The 15,228-nt window shown below is 71.2% G+C and carries 14 protein-coding genes and 1 tRNA gene; 12 read left to right on the plus strand and 3 right to left on the minus strand.

From position 1 onward, the window contains the following. Positions 1–28 precede the first annotated feature (28 nt). The gene (gene orn / locus BJ975_RS02990; protein WP_179423498.1) at positions 29–637 is read right to left on the minus strand and encodes an oligoribonuclease; all 609 of its coding nucleotides are present in this window, start codon (positions 635–637) and stop codon (positions 29–31) included. An 86-nt stretch (positions 638–723) separates the two neighbouring features. Here orn and BJ975_RS02995 point away from each other — a divergent pair, with 86 nt between their 5' ends. Together BJ975_RS02995 and BJ975_RS03000 are read left to right on the plus strand one after the other, a co-directional pair. Further along, complete coding sequence (locus BJ975_RS02995) at positions 724–1,482, plus strand: DsbA family protein (RefSeq protein WP_179423500.1); 759 nt, start codon at positions 724–726, stop codon at positions 1,480–1,482. A 1-nt stretch (position 1,483) separates the two neighbouring features. Next, a complete protein-coding gene (locus BJ975_RS03000) occupies positions 1,484–2,221 on the plus strand; it encodes a DsbA family protein (RefSeq protein ID WP_179423502.1) in 738 nt (245 codons plus the stop codon). Between the two features lie 10 nt (positions 2,222–2,231). On the opposite strand, the gene BJ975_RS03005 is transcribed toward BJ975_RS03000, so the two are convergent. Together BJ975_RS03005 and BJ975_RS03010 are read right to left on the minus strand one after the other, a co-directional pair. Further along, on the minus strand, positions 2,232–2,450 hold the full coding sequence (locus tag BJ975_RS03005; protein ID WP_179423504.1) for an amphi-Trp domain-containing protein: 219 nt from the start codon (positions 2,448–2,450) through the stop codon (positions 2,232–2,234). 22 nt (positions 2,451–2,472) lie between these two features. Continuing rightward, a tRNA-Arg gene (locus BJ975_RS03010) sits at positions 2,473–2,549 on the minus strand. A 56-nt stretch (positions 2,550–2,605) separates the two neighbouring features. Here BJ975_RS03010 and BJ975_RS03015 point away from each other — a divergent pair. The 10 genes from BJ975_RS03015 to secA are packed head-to-tail and all read left to right on the plus strand — an operon-like array spanning position 2,606 to position 15,209. Continuing rightward, entirely contained in the window at positions 2,606–3,766 is a 1,161-nt protein-coding gene (locus BJ975_RS03015) for a PrsW family intramembrane metalloprotease (protein ID WP_179423506.1), read from the plus strand. A 50-nt stretch (positions 3,767–3,816) separates the two neighbouring features. Continuing rightward, positions 3,817–5,259: an adenosylhomocysteinase gene (gene ahcY, locus BJ975_RS03020; RefSeq protein ID WP_179423508.1), complete on the plus strand. Its 1,443-nt coding sequence runs from the start codon at positions 3,817–3,819 to the stop codon at positions 5,257–5,259. Positions 5,260–5,261: 2 nt separating this feature from the next. Further along, positions 5,262–5,963, plus strand: a complete 702-nt coding sequence (gene mtrA / locus BJ975_RS03025) for an MtrAB system response regulator MtrA (RefSeq protein ID WP_179423510.1) — start codon at positions 5,262–5,264, stop codon at positions 5,961–5,963. Continuing rightward, the gene (gene mtrB / locus BJ975_RS03030) at positions 5,963–7,492 is read left to right on the plus strand and encodes an MtrAB system histidine kinase MtrB (protein WP_179423512.1); all 1,530 of its coding nucleotides are present in this window, start codon (positions 5,963–5,965) and stop codon (positions 7,490–7,492) included. Before mtrA ends, mtrB begins: the two co-directional genes overlap by 1 nt. After that, positions 7,489–9,138: a GerMN domain-containing protein gene (locus BJ975_RS03035; RefSeq protein WP_179423514.1), complete on the plus strand. Its 1,650-nt coding sequence runs from the start codon at positions 7,489–7,491 to the stop codon at positions 9,136–9,138. The genes mtrB and BJ975_RS03035 overlap by 4 nt, the downstream gene beginning before the upstream one ends. A 60-nt stretch (positions 9,139–9,198) precedes the next feature. Beyond that, the gene (locus tag BJ975_RS03040) at positions 9,199–9,891 is read left to right on the plus strand and encodes a ComF family protein (RefSeq protein WP_179423516.1); all 693 of its coding nucleotides are present in this window, start codon (positions 9,199–9,201) and stop codon (positions 9,889–9,891) included. Between the two features lie 41 nt (positions 9,892–9,932). Next, positions 9,933–10,556: a ribosome hibernation-promoting factor, HPF/YfiA family gene (gene hpf, locus BJ975_RS03045; RefSeq protein WP_179423518.1), complete on the plus strand. Its 624-nt coding sequence runs from the start codon at positions 9,933–9,935 to the stop codon at positions 10,554–10,556. Between the two features lie 28 nt (positions 10,557–10,584). Beyond that, complete coding sequence (locus BJ975_RS03050) at positions 10,585–11,247, plus strand: response regulator (protein WP_231948952.1); 663 nt, start codon at positions 10,585–10,587, stop codon at positions 11,245–11,247. Further along, a complete protein-coding gene (locus tag BJ975_RS03055; RefSeq protein ID WP_179423520.1) occupies positions 11,244–12,458 on the plus strand; it encodes a winged helix-turn-helix domain-containing protein in 1,215 nt (404 codons plus the stop codon). Before BJ975_RS03050 ends, BJ975_RS03055 begins: the two co-directional genes overlap by 4 nt. Positions 12,459–12,467: 9 nt before the next feature. Then, a complete protein-coding gene (gene secA, locus BJ975_RS03060) occupies positions 12,468–15,209 on the plus strand; it encodes a preprotein translocase subunit SecA (RefSeq protein WP_179423522.1) in 2,742 nt (913 codons plus the stop codon). Positions 15,210–15,228 lie beyond the last annotated feature (19 nt).

Genomic DNA, 15,228 nt, shown 5'->3' on the forward strand with positions numbered 1-15,228 from the left:
CGAGTCTACCGGACGTCGCGCGCGGGACCTACTCCGAGGGGGTGGTCCCGGCGATCTCGGCGGCGATGGCGCGCGCCGACTCGCTGTCGATGCCCGGATCGGGCGTGAAGACCGTGCGGCGGTAGTAGCGCAGCTCGTCGATGCTCTCGCGGATGTCGGCCAGCGCGCGGTGGGCGCCGCCCTTCTCCGGGGCGGCGAAGTAGGCGCGCGGGAACCAGTGGCGGGCCAGCTCCTTGATGGAGGAGACGTCGATGACGCGGTAGTGCAGCCAGTCCTCGAGCTCGACCATGTCGCGGGCCAGGAAGGCGCGATCGGTGCCGATGGAGTTGCCGGCGAGCGGGGTCTTCCGCGGCTCCTTGGCGTACTGGCGCACGTACTCGAGCACCTGCTCCTCGGCCTCGCGCACCGTGATGCCGTGCTGCAGCTCGTCGAGCAGGCCCGAGGTCGTGTGCATCTGCGTGACGACCTCGTTCATCTGGTCGAGCGCCGCCTGCGGGGGCTTGATGATGAGGTCGACGCCGTCGCCGAGGATGTTGAGGTCGTAGTCGGTGACCAGGGCCGCGATCTCGACCAGGGCGTCGTCCTGGATCGACAGACCCGTCATCTCGCAGTCGATCCACACCAGCTTGTCGTTCACCCCGCCACCCTAGTCCGCGACGCCGACAGGTGGGCGGCGACGGGTAGGCTTCCGGCCGTACCGCGTATACGTCTGAGGAGCCACACGTGACGAACGACCGCCAGGCCCGCGCCGCCCGCGCCGAGCAGATGCGCAAGGAGCGCGAGAAGGCCGAGCGCAAGCAGCGCAACAAGATCACCGTCGCGATCGTCGCGATCGTGGTCGTGCTGATCGCCGCGGCCGGCTGGGGCATCAAGTCCCTCTCCGACTCCAACGAGAAGAACACCGAGGTCATCGAGCCGAAGAACCTCACCGAGAGCGGCGTCGACTTCCCGGCGACCGGTGGCGACGTCGACAACGCGGACGCGCCGCTCGTCGAGGTCTTCGAGGACTTCCTGTGCCCCGCGTGCGGCTCGTTCGAGCAGCTGAGCGGCCAGTTCCTGCAGGACCAGGCCGCGTCGGGCGCGATCCGCCTGCGCTTCATGCCGTTCTCGTTCCTGCACAACCAGAGCACCAACGACTACTCGCGCCGCGCCACCAACGTGGCGATGTGCGCCGTCGACCAGGACGGCCCCGAGGCCTTCTGGAAGGTCCACAACGCGCTGTACGCGAACCAGCCCTCCGAGGGTGGCGCCGGTCCCGAGAACGCCGCACTGATCGACCTGGCCGAGGAGGCCGGCGTCACGGGCATCGACGACTGCGTCCGCACCGAGCGCTTCGTGCCGTGGATCGACGACGTGAAGGACACCTTCACCGACGAGCGCGACATCTCCGGCACGCCCACGGTGCACATCGACGGCAAGAACTCCGAGGCGCGCACGCCGCAGGAGCTGCAGGCCGCGATCACCGAGGCGTCCAAGTCCTGACGTGACGAACGACCGCAAGGCCCGTGCCGCTCGTGCCGAGCAGGCGCGGGTCGAGCGCGAGCGGGCCGCGCGTCGCCAGCGCCTCACGATCACGACCGCAGCCGTGGTGGGCGCGCTCGTGCTGGTCGCCGCCGTGGCGTGGGGGATCTCCTCGCTCGGCGGCGACGACGCGGCCGACGGCCCGGTGGTCGAGCCGCGGGGGCTCACCGAGGGTGGGGTGCAGCACCCCGGCACCCCGGCCCGCGGCGCGCCCGTGGTGGAGGTCTACGAGGACTTCCTCTGCTCGCACTGCGCCGACTTCGAGGACGAGCACGGTGCCTACCTGACCGACCTCGCGGAGCAGGGCCAGATCGCGCTGCGCTTCGTGCCGATGACGATCCTCGACGGCACGGCCGACACCGGCCCGGCGCACGACGCCATGAACGCGGCGTTCTGCGTCACCGACCGTCAGGGCGCCGAGGCCTTCTGGGCGATGAAGCCGGCGCTGTTCGCCGCCGGCTTCGCCACCGGGGACGCCGAGCCCACGCAGCGGGCGCTCGCGGCGATCGCCCGCGACGTCGGCGTGCCGGACATCGAGTCGTGCCTCGAGGACGGCACGTTCGTGCCGTGGCTCAACGAGGTGCGCGAGCAGGCCCGCGAGCGTGGCGTCACCGGCACGCCGTCGGTCTTCGTCGACGGCACGAAGCTCGAGGACCCGGCGACCGTGCGCTCGGCCGTCGAGGACGCGCTCGCGTCCTGACGGCCCTCAGTCACCAGCGCAGCTCGACCTCGATCTCGTTGTCCTCGCCGATCTCGACCTCGACGGTCAGCTCGACCTCGTCGGGCACGTCGACCGTGATGCGGTGCCCGTTCTTCTCGAACTCCACGGAGTTGTGGCGCGCGAGGGCGTCGGCGAGGGCGTGCAGCCGCGCGGCGGCCTCCTCGCGACGCAGGCGCTGGGTCTGGTCGAGCTCGAACAGGTCGCTCATGGCGGTCTCCTTCGGTGGAAGCTGGCGCGCCCGGCAGGATTCGAACCTGCGACCTCGAGATTAGAAGGCTCTTGCTCTATCCAGCTGAGCTACGGGCGCCTGCGGCCACACTATCGGTGGCGGCCGCGGTCGTGACGGCGCTCTAGGCTGTCTCCGTGACGACGACCGAGGTGCAGGCCGCCCTCCCCGCCGAGGACGACCCCCTGCGCCAGCGTGGTCGCAAGCTGCTCGTGATCGCCGTCTGGATCGCCGGTGTCGTGGGTGCGGGCGGAGCGGTGTTCTTCGCCTCCACGTCGGGCTCGGTGGCCGGCGCCTCGCTGGCGCTGGTCTACGCGCTGATTCCGCTGCCGGTCGCGCTCGCCGCGTACTGGTGGCTCGACCGGGTCGAGCCCGAGCCGTTCCGCTACAAGGCCGCCGCGTTCGTGTGGGGCGCCGTGATCGCCGTCGCGATCGCGCTGCCGATGGAGATCGGCATGTCCCGCCTCGGGATGAGCGAGGACTGGCTCATCGCGCTGGGCGCGCCGGTGGCCGAGGAGCTCGCCAAGGGCCTGTTCGTCGTGCTCACCCTGGTGCGGCTGCGCCGGATCATCGACGGCGTGCTCGACGGCCTCATCGTCTCGGGCCTCGTCGCGCTGGGCTTCGCCGCGATGGAGAACGTCGGCTACTACGCGGCCAGCTACCTCGGCTTCGACGAGGTCCCGTACTCCGGCACCGAGATGGCCACCGCCACGTTCGTCGTCCGCGGCCTGTTCAGCCCGTTCGCCCACCCGCTGTTCGCCTCGGCGATCGGGATCGCGATGGGACTCGCGGTGCACCGGTCCTCGCGCGCCCAGCGCTGGGGTCTGCTCGCGCTCGGCTACCTGGCCAGCGTCGCGCTGCACGCGCTGTGGAACGGCTCGATCGTCGTCGGAGGGGGCGTCGGCTTCCTGCTGGCGTACGTCGTGCTGGCCTGCCTGCTGCTGGGTCTGGGCATCACCGCCGTCGTCCTGCGGATGCGCCAGCTCGACGTCCTGGCCCGGGCACTCGGCGACATGGCGCGACGCGGCTGGATCCATCCCGCCGAGGTGCCGTGGCTGGTCCGCTTCGCCCGCCGTCGCCAGGCCCGCACGTTCGCCACGCAGTACGGACCCCTGCACGCCGAGGCCGTCGAGCGCTACCAGCGACTCGCCACCGAGGCGGCGTTCCTGCACGACGCGGTCATGACCGGACGGGCCAAGCCCGCAGGGCCCGACCGCACCTACGCGCTGCTCGACCGGATGTGGCACCTGCGCCCGTTCCTGCGCTTCCCTCCGGCGCTGCCGCCGGGCGTCAGATGAGTGTCGCGTCGATTCGTTGGGGCTCGGTACTCGCCGGTACGCTGGTGGGTATGGATTATCGCGTCAAGGACCTGTCCCTCGCCGAGTTCGGCCGCAAGGAGATCGAGCTCGCCGAGCATGAGATGCCGGGCCTCATGGCCATGCGCGAGCGCTACGGCGACACCAAGCCGCTGTCGGGCGCCCGCATCGCCGGCTCGCTGCACATGACGGTGCAGACCGCGGTCCTGATCGAGACCCTCACCGCGCTCGGCGCCGACGTCCGCTGGGCCACCTGCAACATCTTCTCCACCCAGGACCACGCCGCCGCCGCGGTCGTCGTCGGCCCGAACGGCACCGTCGACGCGCCGGCCGGCACGCCGGTCTTCGCGTGGAAGGGCGAGACCCTCGCCGAGTACTGGGACGAGGCCGAGAAGGTCTTCGCCTTCACTGATGAGCAGGGTGCGGAGTGCGGACCGAACGTCCTGCTCGACGACGGCGGCGACATCACGATGCTGCTGCACCTGGGCGTGGAGTACGAGAAGGCCGGCGCCGTCCCGCCGCAGGACTCCACCGACAACGAGGAGTTCAAGGAGGTGCTGCGCGTCCTGGCCCGCTCGCTGGAGACCAAGCCGCAGTACTGGACCACCATCGCGAAGGACATCAAGGGCGTCTCGGAGGAGACCACCACCGGCGTCCTGCGCCTCTACGAGCGCTTCCGCGAGGGCACGCTGCTCTTCCCGGCGATCAACGTCAACGACTCGGTCACCAAGAGCAAGTTCGACAACAAGTACGGCTGCCGCCACTCGCTGATCGACGGCATCAACCGCGCCACCGACGTCATGATCGGCGGCAAGGTCGCGGTCGTGTGCGGCTACGGCGACGTGGGCAAGGGCTCGGCCGAGTCCCTGCGCGGCCAGGGCGCCCGCGTCATCGTCACCGAGATCGACCCGATCTGCGCGCTGCAGGCCGCGATGGACGGCTACGAGGTCAAGCGCCTCGAGTCGGTCGTCGAGATCGCCGACATCTTCGTCACCACGACGGGCAACTTCGACATCATCCGCGTCGAGCACTTCGAGAAGATGAAGCACCAGGCGATCGTCGGCAACATCGGCCACTTCGACAACGAGATCGACATGGCCGGCCTGGCCAAGGTCCCCGGCATCGTCAAGGACGAGATCAAGCCCCAGGTCCACCAGTGGATCTTCCCCGACGGCAAGAAGATCATCGTGCTGTCCGAGGGCCGCCTGCTCAACCTGGGCAACGCCACCGGCCACCCGTCGTTCGTGATGTCGAACTCCTTCACGAACCAGGTCCTCGCGCAGATCGAGCTGTTCAGCAAGGCCGACCAGTACGAGCTGGGCGTTCACGTGCTGCCCAAGCACCTCGACGAGGAGGTCGCCCGGCTGCACCTGGACGCCCTCGGCGTCGAGCTCACTGAGCTGTCGAAGGCGCAGGCCGAGTACCTGGGCGTCGACGTGGCCGGTCCGTACAAGTCGGACCACTACCGCTACTGAGCATGTCGCAACGTCGCCCCAAGAACGATCGGGTGCTCGTCGTCGACGACGACGCGTCGTTGGCGGAGATGCTCACGATCGTCCTCGAGGGCGAGGGCTTCCGGACCTCGGTGTGTCGCACCGGTGACGGCGTGATGGAGGCCTTCGAGGCCTTCAAGCCCGACGTGGTCCTGCTCGACCGGATGCTCCCGGGACTGGACGGCATGGAGGTGTGCCGCCAGATCCGGGAGCTCTCGGGCGTCCCGATCGTCATGCTCACCGCCAAGGGCGACACCCGCGACATCGTCGAGGGGCTCGGCGTCGGCGCCGACGATTACATCACCAAGCCGTTCCGCAACAGCGAGCTGATCGCCCGCATCCGCGCGCGGCTGCGCCGCAGCGACCCGCTCGGCGCGCGGATCGAGTTCGGCGGCATCGTGCTCGATCCCCAGGCGCACACGGTCACGCGCGACGGCCGGCCCGTGTCGCTGACCCCGCTGGAGTTCGATCTGCTGGCGTGCCTGATCTCCGCGCCCGAGCAGGTCTTCAGCCGTGAGGCACTGCTGCAGAAGGTGTGGGGCTACCACCATCCGGGTGACACCAAGCTGGTGAACGTCCACATGACCCGGCTGCGCCAGAAGATCGAGGACGACGCCGAGAACCCGAGCGTCATCCGCACGGTCCGGGGCGTCGGCTACCAGGCCATCGAGCCGGCGTCGCACTGATGGGCCGACTCGTCGGGCTGTGGCGCCGTTCGCTGCGCACGCGAGTCGTCATCAACACCCTGCTGCTGAGCACGGCGGTCATCATGATCGTCGGCTGGGCGCTGCTGCGTGACGTCGCCGGCGGCCTGGCCGACAACCGGCGCGACGCGGCCATCGCGGAGGCGCGCGCGGGACTCGAGCAGGCGCAGTCCCAGCTCGACGCGGCGGTCGACAGCGAGCCCGCCCGCCAGTCGCCGGCGCTGACCCAGCTGGTCGACTCCCTCGCCGCCACCCGCGGGGAGAACCGGGCCTACGAGCTCGTCCTGCAGGGCCCGCTGGCCGAGGGCGGCGACGCCCCCGTGCGGGCCTCGGGCAGCGTCGGCATCGACGAGGTGCCGTCCTCGCTCGCGGAGCGCGTCGGCTCCGACCAGGGCACCTTCTGGACCTTCTCCGAGCTCTCGCCCTTCGGCGCGGGCGACGACGTCCCGGTAGTCACCGTGGGAGGGCGCGTCACGGCGCCGGGCTCCAACGACCAGTACGCGCTCTACTACGTCTTCTCGATGGCCGACCAGCAGGAGACGCTCGACCTCGTGCGGACGGCGCTGCTCGCCGGCGCGGGCGTGCTGCTGGTGATGGTCACGCTCGTGTCGTTCCTCGTCGCGCGCCAGGTGGTCGAACCGGTGCGTCTGGCCCGCCGCATCGCCGAGCGCTTTGCCGCCGGCAACCTCGAGCAGCGCATGCACGTCAAGGGCGAGGACGACATCGCCCGACTGAGCACCTCGTTCAACCAGATGGCCGAGAGCCTGCAGAGCCAGATCCGCCGGCTGGAGAACCTCTCGCGCCTCCAGCAGCGCTTCGTCTCCGACGTCTCGCACGAGCTGCGCACCCCGCTCACCACCGTGCAGATGGCCGGTCAGGTGCTCTACGAGGCGCGCCCGACGTTCGACCCGCAGACCGCCCGGGCGGCCGAGCTGCTGCACACCGAGGTCGGCCGCTTCGAGGCGCTGCTGTCGGACCTGCTCGACCTCAGCCGCTTCGACGCCGGTGCGGCCACGCTCGAGCTCGACCCCGTCGACCTCACCGCCGTGGCCCGGGCGGCCGCCGCCGACGAGGCGCTGACCCGCGCCGGGATCGAGGGGCGCGCCCTCGGGGTCGCCGTGCCGGCGATCGTCGACGCCGACATCCGCCGCGTCGACCGCATGGTGCGCAACCTCATCGTCAACGCCGCCCGGTACAGCCGGTCCCAGCGGGTCGAGGTCGTCGTGTCGCAGGCCCCGGACCGTGTCTCGCTCGCGGTGCGCGATCACGGCGTGGGCATGGACACCGAGGAGGTGCGCCGCGTCTTCGACCGGTTCTGGCGGGGCGATCCGGCCCGCTCGCAGGGTGGCACGGGACTCGGACTGGCGATCGCGCGCGAGGACGCCGCGCTGCACGGCGGGACCCTCGAGGTCTGGTCGCGCAAGGGCGAGGGCACCGAGTTCATCCTGACGCTCCCGCGCGAGGCGGGGGAGCGCGTGTGGTCGCCCGTCACGAAGTCGGTGTACGCATGACGCGCCGCTCCGTGGGCCTCGTGCTCGCCCTCGCCGTCGCCGTGCTGACGGGGTGCGCCGGCATCCCCACGTCGGGTCCGGTCGAGCGCGTCGAGGACGAGGTCGGTCTCGGCGAGAGCACGGTCCGGTACACGCCGTCGGGGCCGATCCCGGGCATGACCGAGACGCAGGTCGTGCGCGGCTTCCTCGACGCGATGCTGGCCTACCCGGTCACGCACCGCGTCGCCGCGGAGTACCTCACGCCCACCGCCGCCCAGCGCTGGCGTCCGGGCGCCAGCACCACCGTCTACTCCTCCGTCGAGGCGTTCTCCGCGTCGGTCGGGTCCACCCGGGTCGAGCTCGGCACCGAGGTGCGCCTCGACGAGCAGGGCTCCCTGACGCCCGCCGAGGGCACCGAGCGGCTGCGGTTCGCGCTCGAGCGGATCGACGGGCAGTGGCGCATCGCGAACCCGCCCGACGGCGTGCTCGTCAGCCGGGACTGGTTCGAGGACTACGTGCGCGCCTTCGACCTGTTCTTCCTCGACGCGTCGGGCCGTCACCTGGTGCCCGTGCCGGTCCACGAGGTCGTCGGCGACCAGCTCGCGACCTCGCTCATGACCAGCCTCGCGCTCGGTCCGCCACCCGAACCTCCGGGACTCACCACCGCCGTCCCGCCCGAGGGCGAGCTGCGGGCCTCGGTGCCGGTCGTCGGCGGAGTGGCGCAGGTCGACTTCGCCCGGCGGGTCGGCGACCTCTCCACCTCGACGCAGAAGCGTCTCTCGGCCCAGGTCGCGTGGACGCTGCGGCAGGTCCCGGTGGTCACGGACGTCCAGATCACCGGCGACGGCACGGTCGTCGCGCCCACCGGCGACCTCGTGCAGGACGCCCGTGGCTGGGCCTCGTACGGCCCCGACAAGTCGCGGCGATGGGTGCACGTGACGGCGGGCGACATCGTCCACCAGGTCGGCCCGCGGGCGCAGCAGCCGGTGCCGGGCGCGTGGGGCCGCACCGACGGCGGAGCCACGGCCGTGGCCGTCGGCGAGGAGCTGGCGGTCGGCGTCTGGACCGATCGCGCCCGCGTCACCACCGCCCGGGGCGGGCGGCCGCTCGACCTCACGGGCGACCGCTTCGTGCGCCCCGCGGTCGACATCGACTCGATGGGCTGGCTCGTCGACCGCCAGGACGGTCGGGCGCGCGTCCGCGTGCACGACGGCGAGTCCCTGACGCTCGTCCCGAGCCCCGGCCTCCCGGTCCTCTCGTCCTTCGCGATCTCGCCCGACGGAGCGCGCTACGCGGCCACGTCGGGCGGGCGTCTGCTGCTCGGCGGGGTGGAGCGGCGCGAGGGCCGCGTGGTCGGTCTGACCGAGCCGGAGCAGCTGCCCACGCAGGCCGCCGCCCGCGAGGTCGCCTGGGTCGACGGCACGCGCGTCGCGCACCTCGGGCCGCGGGGCACGCAGGTCCGCTCGGTGCGCATCGACGGCACGGGCGCCGTGGACGCCTGGCCCGGGGGAGGGCAGCTGCTGCCCGGCATCGACCCGGTCGCCCTCGTCGCGACCCCGGCCGCTCGGTCCGACCTCTACCTGCTGGACACCGAGGGCGGCGTCTGGGTGCTCGACCGCACGCGGTGGGTGCAGCTGGACCTGCCCGCCGCCCGCGGCATCGCCTGACGATCCACAGGCCGTGTCCGGGCGCTGGTGACCGCGCCCCGGCGCGCCCACACTGGCTCGATGGACCGGTGGTGGCAGGGGGCGGCCGACCTCGTGCTCGGGGCGTGCTGTCCGCTGTGCGAGGCGCCCGGAGGACGCGTCTGCCGCCGGTGCGCCGCGAGCCTGCCGCCCGAGCCCGTCCACGTCGCCGCCGGTGACCTCGAGGTGGTCGCCGCGGGCGTCCACGCGGGACCGCGCCGCGATGCCGTGCTGGCCTGGAAGCTCCGCGCCGCCTCGGGCCTCGACCCGCTCCTGGCCCACCACCTCGCCGCCGCCGTGCTGACGCTCGTGGGCGACGCCGAGGCGGTCACACTCGTGCCGGTGCCGTCGACCCGGCGCTCACGCCGCGAGCGAGGGCGCGACCTCGTGGCCGACCTGGCCGTCGCGGCGGCCCGCGACCTGACGGGGATCGGGCTGCACGGCTCGGCCCGGCGGTGCCTGCGGCTCGTGCGCCAGACCGCCGACCAGCACGCGCTGGGACGCGAGGAGCGCGCCCTCAACCTGGCCCGGAGCATGCGCGCGACGGCGCTCCCGACCGGCCCCGTGGTCGTCGTGGATGACATCGTCACGACCGGCTCCACGGTGCGCGAGGCGGTCCGCGCCCTGGCGTCCCGGGGCGATGTCGAGGTGCTCGGCGCGGCAGCTCTCGTGGTCGCCGAGCAGGGCGGTCCAGCGGTGGCGGGTCACCCCGTGGACGGGCTACGGTCGAGGTGAGCCAGAAGCTCGAAACCTCGGGACTGGAGAAGGAGACGGACATGGAAATCGTGGTCACCGGACGCAACAGTGAGATCTCGGAGCGGTTCCGCTCCCACGTCACCGAGAAGCTCCAGCGCATCGAGAAGTTCGACGGTCGTCAGCGCATCAACCGCGTCGAGGTCGAGGTGACCCACGAGAAGAACCCGCGCCAGCACGACAAGGCCGCGCGGGTCGAGATGACGCTCCGCTCGCGGGGCCCCGTCGTCCGCGTCGAGGCCAACTCGACCGACCAGCACTCCGCCCTCGACGCCGCCGTCGACAAGCTGGAGAAGCGCCTGCGCAAGATGGGCGAGCGCCAGATCCGCCACCGCGACAAGCACGCGCCGGCGTCGATCGAGGAGGCCACCGCCGACCTGCGGCTGGCCGGATCGCCCGACGAGGACTCCGGAGAGCCCCACGTGCGCCAGGTCGCGACGCTCGAGGTGCAGGGCGACGGCCCGCTCGTCGTGCGCGAGAAGGACCACACCTCGCCGGCCATGACCCTGGACCAGGCGCTCTACGAGATGGAGCTCGTGGGCCACGACTTCTTCCTCTTCGTGGAGAAGGACTCGATGAAGCCGAGCGTGGTCTACCGCCGCAAGGGGTACGACTACGGCGTGATCCGCTTGTCGGTCGAGGGGTGAATCGCCTCGAACGTGGCATGATCGTGCCGTGACTACGAACGCCGACGCCATCCGGGTGCTGCTGGTCGACGACCAGGAGCTCTTCCGCAGGGGCGTGACGATGGTCCTGGGTGCCGACGGCGGGTTCGAGATCGAGGACGTCGACGACGGCGACGCCGCGCTGGAGCGCATCGCGGAGGAGCCGTTCGACGTCGTCCTGCTCGACGTCCGCATGCCGGGACGCAGCGGCGTCGAGATCTGCGGCGCGATCAAGGAGACCGCGCCCACGACCGGCATCATCATGCTGACCGCGAGCGACGACGAGGCCGACCTCTACGAGTCGATCAAGGCCGGCGCCGCGGGCTACCTGCTCAAGGACGGCTCCACCTACGACCAGGTCGCCGAGGCGGTCAAGCTGGTCGCGGCGGGGCAGTCCCTGATCAGCCCCAGCATGGCCACCAAGCTGCTCGACGAGTTCGTGCACATGGCCAAGGGGCCGGCCCCGGCCACCAGCCTGACCGCCCGCGAGCTGCAGGTGCTGCGCCTGGTCGCCCACGGCAAGAGCAACCGCGACATCGCCGGCGAGCTGTTCATCAGCGAGAACACGGTGAAGAACCACATCCGCAACATCCTGGAGAAGCTCCAGATGAAGTCGCGGATGGAGGCGGCCATGTACGCCGTCCGCAGCAAGCTCATCGACGACGTCCTGTGACCCCGCGCCTCTCGGCGCTGCAGGCCCGGCGCATCGCGCTGGCGGCCCAGGGGTTCACGAGACCCGCGCCCGCCGAGGTGCGGCGTGAGCACGTGGCGCGCGTCGCCCGGCGGCTCGGGTTCTTCCAGATCGACTCGGTGAACGTGCTGCAGCGGGCGCACTACCTGCCCCTGTACTCGCGGCTCGGGCCCTACGACACCGACCTGCTGCACCGCGCCGCGGGCCGCGCCCCGCGGCTGCTGTTCGAGTACTGGGCGCACGAGGCCGCGCTCGTCGACGTCGACCTGTGGCCCGCGATGAGCCACAAGATGCGCTCGGGTCGCGGCATGTGGGGTGCGATGGCCCGGACCGCCGCGGAGAACCCCGCGCTCATCGATGAGGTCGAGGCCGCCGTGGCACGGTGGGGGCCGATCACGGCGCGCGAGCTCGAGGCCCGGCTGGGGTCGCAGGAGCGCGACCGCACGCACTGGGGCTGGAACTGGTCGCAGACCAAGCAGGCGCTGGAGTACCTGTTCTTCGTCGGCCGCGTGTCGGCCGCTCGGCGCAACGCGGCGTTCGAGCGCGAGTACGACCTGCCCGAGCGCGTGCTGCCGGCCCGCGTGATGGCGATGCCCGAGCCCTCCGACGAGGAGGCGTACCTGACGCTCGTGGGGCACGCGTCCCGCGCGCTCGGCGTCGCCACGGTGCAGTGCCTGCGCGACTACTTCCGTCTCGCGCCCGAGCCGACCGCGCAGGCGGTCCAGACGCTGGTCGCCGACGGGACGCTCGAGCCGGTCACGATCGACGGCTGGAAGCGCCCGGCGTTCCTGCACGCCGAGGCCACCCGGCCGCGCCGCGTGGACGCGCGGACGCTGCTGAGCCCCTTCGACCCGCTCGTGTTCGAGCGCACGCGCACCGAGCACCTCTTCGGCTTCCGCTACCGGATCGAGATCTACGTCCCGGCCCCGAAGCGCGTGCACGGCTACTACGTGCTGCCCTTCCTCCTGGGCGACCGGCTCGTGGCGCGGGTCGACCTCAAGGCCGACCGGGCGCGCGGCCGGCTGCTCGTCCCGGGGGCCTTCGCCGAGCCCGACGCACCCGCCTCCACCGCCGCCGAGCTCGCCCGCGAGCTGCACCGGATGGCGGGCTGGCTCGGCCTCGACGGGGTCGAGGTGGGAGATCGTGGTGATCTGGCCCGCAGGCTGGCGACGGAGTGTGCCACCCCGCACTAGGATGTTCGGGTGCCGAAGATCATCGACAGTATCCTGCGGGCCGGCGAGGGCAAGATCCTCAAGCGCCTCGACCGCATCGCCGACCAGGTCAACGCCCTGAGCGACGAGTTCTCCGCCATGAGCGACGCCGAGCTGCGCGCCATGACCGACGAGTTCAAGGAGCGCCTCGGGGGCGGCGAGTCCCTCGACGACCTGCTGCCCGAGGCCTTCGCCACCGTCCGCGAGGCGGCCACTCGCGTGCTCGGCCAGCGGCACTTCGACGTCCAGATCCTCGGTGGCGCCGCCCTGCACCTGGGCAACATCGCCGAGATGAAGACCGGTGAGGGCAAGACCCTCGTCGCCACCCTGCCGTCCTACCTGAACGCGCTGTCGGAGAAGGGTGTCCACGTCGTCACGGTCAACGACTACCTGGCGAAGTACCAGTCCGAGATGATGGGCCGCGTCCACCACTTCCTGGGTCTCACCGTCGGCGTCGTCGTCGCCGGCCAGACCCCCGCGCAGCGCCGCGAGGCCTACGCCTGCGACATCACCTACGGCACCAACAACGAGTTCGGCTTCGACTACCTGCGCGACAACATGGCCGACTCGCTCGACGAGTGCGTCCAGCGCGGCCACAACTTCGCGATCGTGGACGAGGTCGACTCGATCCTCATCGACGAGGCCCGCACGCCGCTGATCATCTCGGGCCCCACCGAGGACGAGGTCAAGTGGTACGGCGAGTTCGCCCGCATGGTCGGCGCCATGCGCATCGACGAGCACTACGAGGTCGACGAGAAGAAGCGCACCGTCGCCGTCACCGAGAAGGCCATCGACGTCGTCGAGGACCAGCTCGGCATCGCGAACCTCTACGACGCGGTCAACACGCCGCTCATCGGCTTCCTCAACAACGCCGTCAAGGCCAAGGAGCTGTTCAAGCGGGACAAGGACTACGTCGTCATCGACGGCGAGGTCCTGATCGTCGACGAGCACACCGGCCGCCTGCTCGAGGGTCGCCGCTACAACGAGGGCCTGCACCAGGCGATCGAGGCGAAGGAGGGCGTCCGCATCCGCGAGGAGTACCAGACCCTGGCCACGATCACGCTGCAGAACTACTTCCGCCTCTACAGCACGCTCTCGGGCATGACCGGCACCGCGATGACCGAGGCCGCCGAGTTCGACAAGATCTACAAGCTCGGCGTCGTCCCGATCCGTACCAACAAGCCGATCCAGCGCGACGACCTGCCCGACCTCGTCTACCGCACCGAGGACGCCAAGTTCAACGCCGTCGTCGACGACATCGCCGCGCGTCACGCCAAGGGCCAGCCGGTGCTGATCGGCACCACGAGCGTCGCCAAGTCCGAGCGCCTCAGCAAGCAGCTGAAGAAGCAGGGCATCGCCCACGAGGTGCTGAACGCGAAGCACCACGACCGTGAGGCCGCGATCGTCGCCCGCGCCGGTCACAAGGGCGCCGTCACCGTCGCCACCAACATGGCCGGCCGCGGCACCGACATCATGCTCGGCGGCAGCGTCGAGTTCCTCGCCGACGCCGAGCTGCGCAGCAAGGGCCTCGACCCGGTCGAGACCCCGGAGGAGTACGACGCCGCCTGGCCCGAGGCGCTCGAGCGCATCGAGAAGCAGGTCGCGGCCGAGAAGGACGAGGTCGTCGCCGCCGGCGGCCTGGCCGTCATCGGCACCGAGCGCCATGAGTCGCGCCGCATCGACAACCAGCTGCGTGGCCGCTCCGGCCGTCAGGGCGACCCGGGCAGCACCCGGTTCTACCTGTCGCTCGAGGACGACCTCATGCGCCTGTTCAAGGGCGAGTGGGTCAACTGGATCCTGCAGACGATGAAGATCCCGGACGACGTGCCGATCGAGAACAAGCGCGTCACCAAGTCGATCGCGTCGGCCCAGGGCCTGGTCGAGGCGCAGAACTTCGAGACCCGCAAGAACATCCTCAAGTACGACGACGTCATGAGTGCCCAGCGCGAGGTCGTCTACGCCCAGCGCCGCCGGGTGCTCGAGGGCGAGGACCTCGAGCCGCGCGTGCGCCAGATGATCGAGGACGTCACCGGCGCCTACGTCACCGCGGCCACCGAGGGCTACCCGACCGCGTGGGAGCTCGACAAGCTCTGGACCGCCCTGCGCACCCTCTACCCGATCTCGCTCGATCACGAGCAGCTCGTCGAGGAGGCCGGCGGCCAGGAGCGCCTGGACGGCCCCACGCTGCGCACGCAGATCGTCGAGGACGCGCTGGCGGCCTACGACAAGCGCGAGGCCGAGCTGGGCGACGAGGTCGCCCGCGAGCTCGAGCGCCGCGTCGTGCTGAGCGTGCTCGACCGCAAGTGGCGCGAGCACCTCTACGAGATGGACTACCTCCGCGAGGGCATCGGCCTGCGTGCGTACAGCCAGCGCGACCCGCTGGTCGAGTACCAGCGCGAGGGCTACGACCTGTTCAACGCGATGATGGAGGGCATCTCCGAGGAGTCGGTCGGCTACCTGTTCAACCTCAACGTCGAGATCGAGGTCGAGGAGGGCGGCGAGGACGGCGAGGCGCCGCACATCCACGCGAAGGGCCTCGAGGCGGACAGCACGCCCAAGCAGCTGTCGTACTCCGCCCCGTCGGAGGACGGCTCGGCCATCGCGGTGGAGGAGTCGGTCGTCGACGAGGACGAGGAGCTCGACCCGAACGAGCAGGCGCGCCAGAGCAAGGCCAAGGAGGCCGCGCGCCGCAAGGCCAAGGCCCAGCGTCAGTCCCGCAAGAAGAACCGCTGACCTGACCGAGGCCGCTCGT

Origin of the sequence: Aeromicrobium tamlense (assembly GCF_013408555.1) — a bacterium.
Taxonomy (GTDB): domain Bacteria; phylum Actinomycetota; class Actinomycetes; order Propionibacteriales; family Nocardioidaceae; genus Aeromicrobium; species Aeromicrobium tamlense.

Coding starts and splice junctions, on each gene's coding strand:
- BJ975_RS03040 (WP_179423516.1), top strand. CDS start 9,199: ATGGACCGGTGGTGGCAGGGGGCGGCCGACCTCGTGCTCGGGGCGTGC.
- hpf (WP_179423518.1), top strand. CDS start 9,933: ATGGAAATCGTGGTCACCGGACGCAACAGTGAGATCTCGGAGCGGTTC.
- BJ975_RS03005 (WP_179423504.1), bottom strand. CDS start 2,450: ATGAGCGACCTGTTCGAGCTCGACCAGACCCAGCGCCTGCGTCGCGAG.
- BJ975_RS03035 (WP_179423514.1), top strand. CDS start 7,489: ATGACGCGCCGCTCCGTGGGCCTCGTGCTCGCCCTCGCCGTCGCCGTG.
- mtrB (WP_179423512.1), top strand. CDS start 5,963: ATGGGCCGACTCGTCGGGCTGTGGCGCCGTTCGCTGCGCACGCGAGTC.
- mtrA (WP_179423510.1), top strand. CDS start 5,262: ATGTCGCAACGTCGCCCCAAGAACGATCGGGTGCTCGTCGTCGACGAC.
- ahcY (WP_179423508.1), top strand. CDS start 3,817: ATGGATTATCGCGTCAAGGACCTGTCCCTCGCCGAGTTCGGCCGCAAG.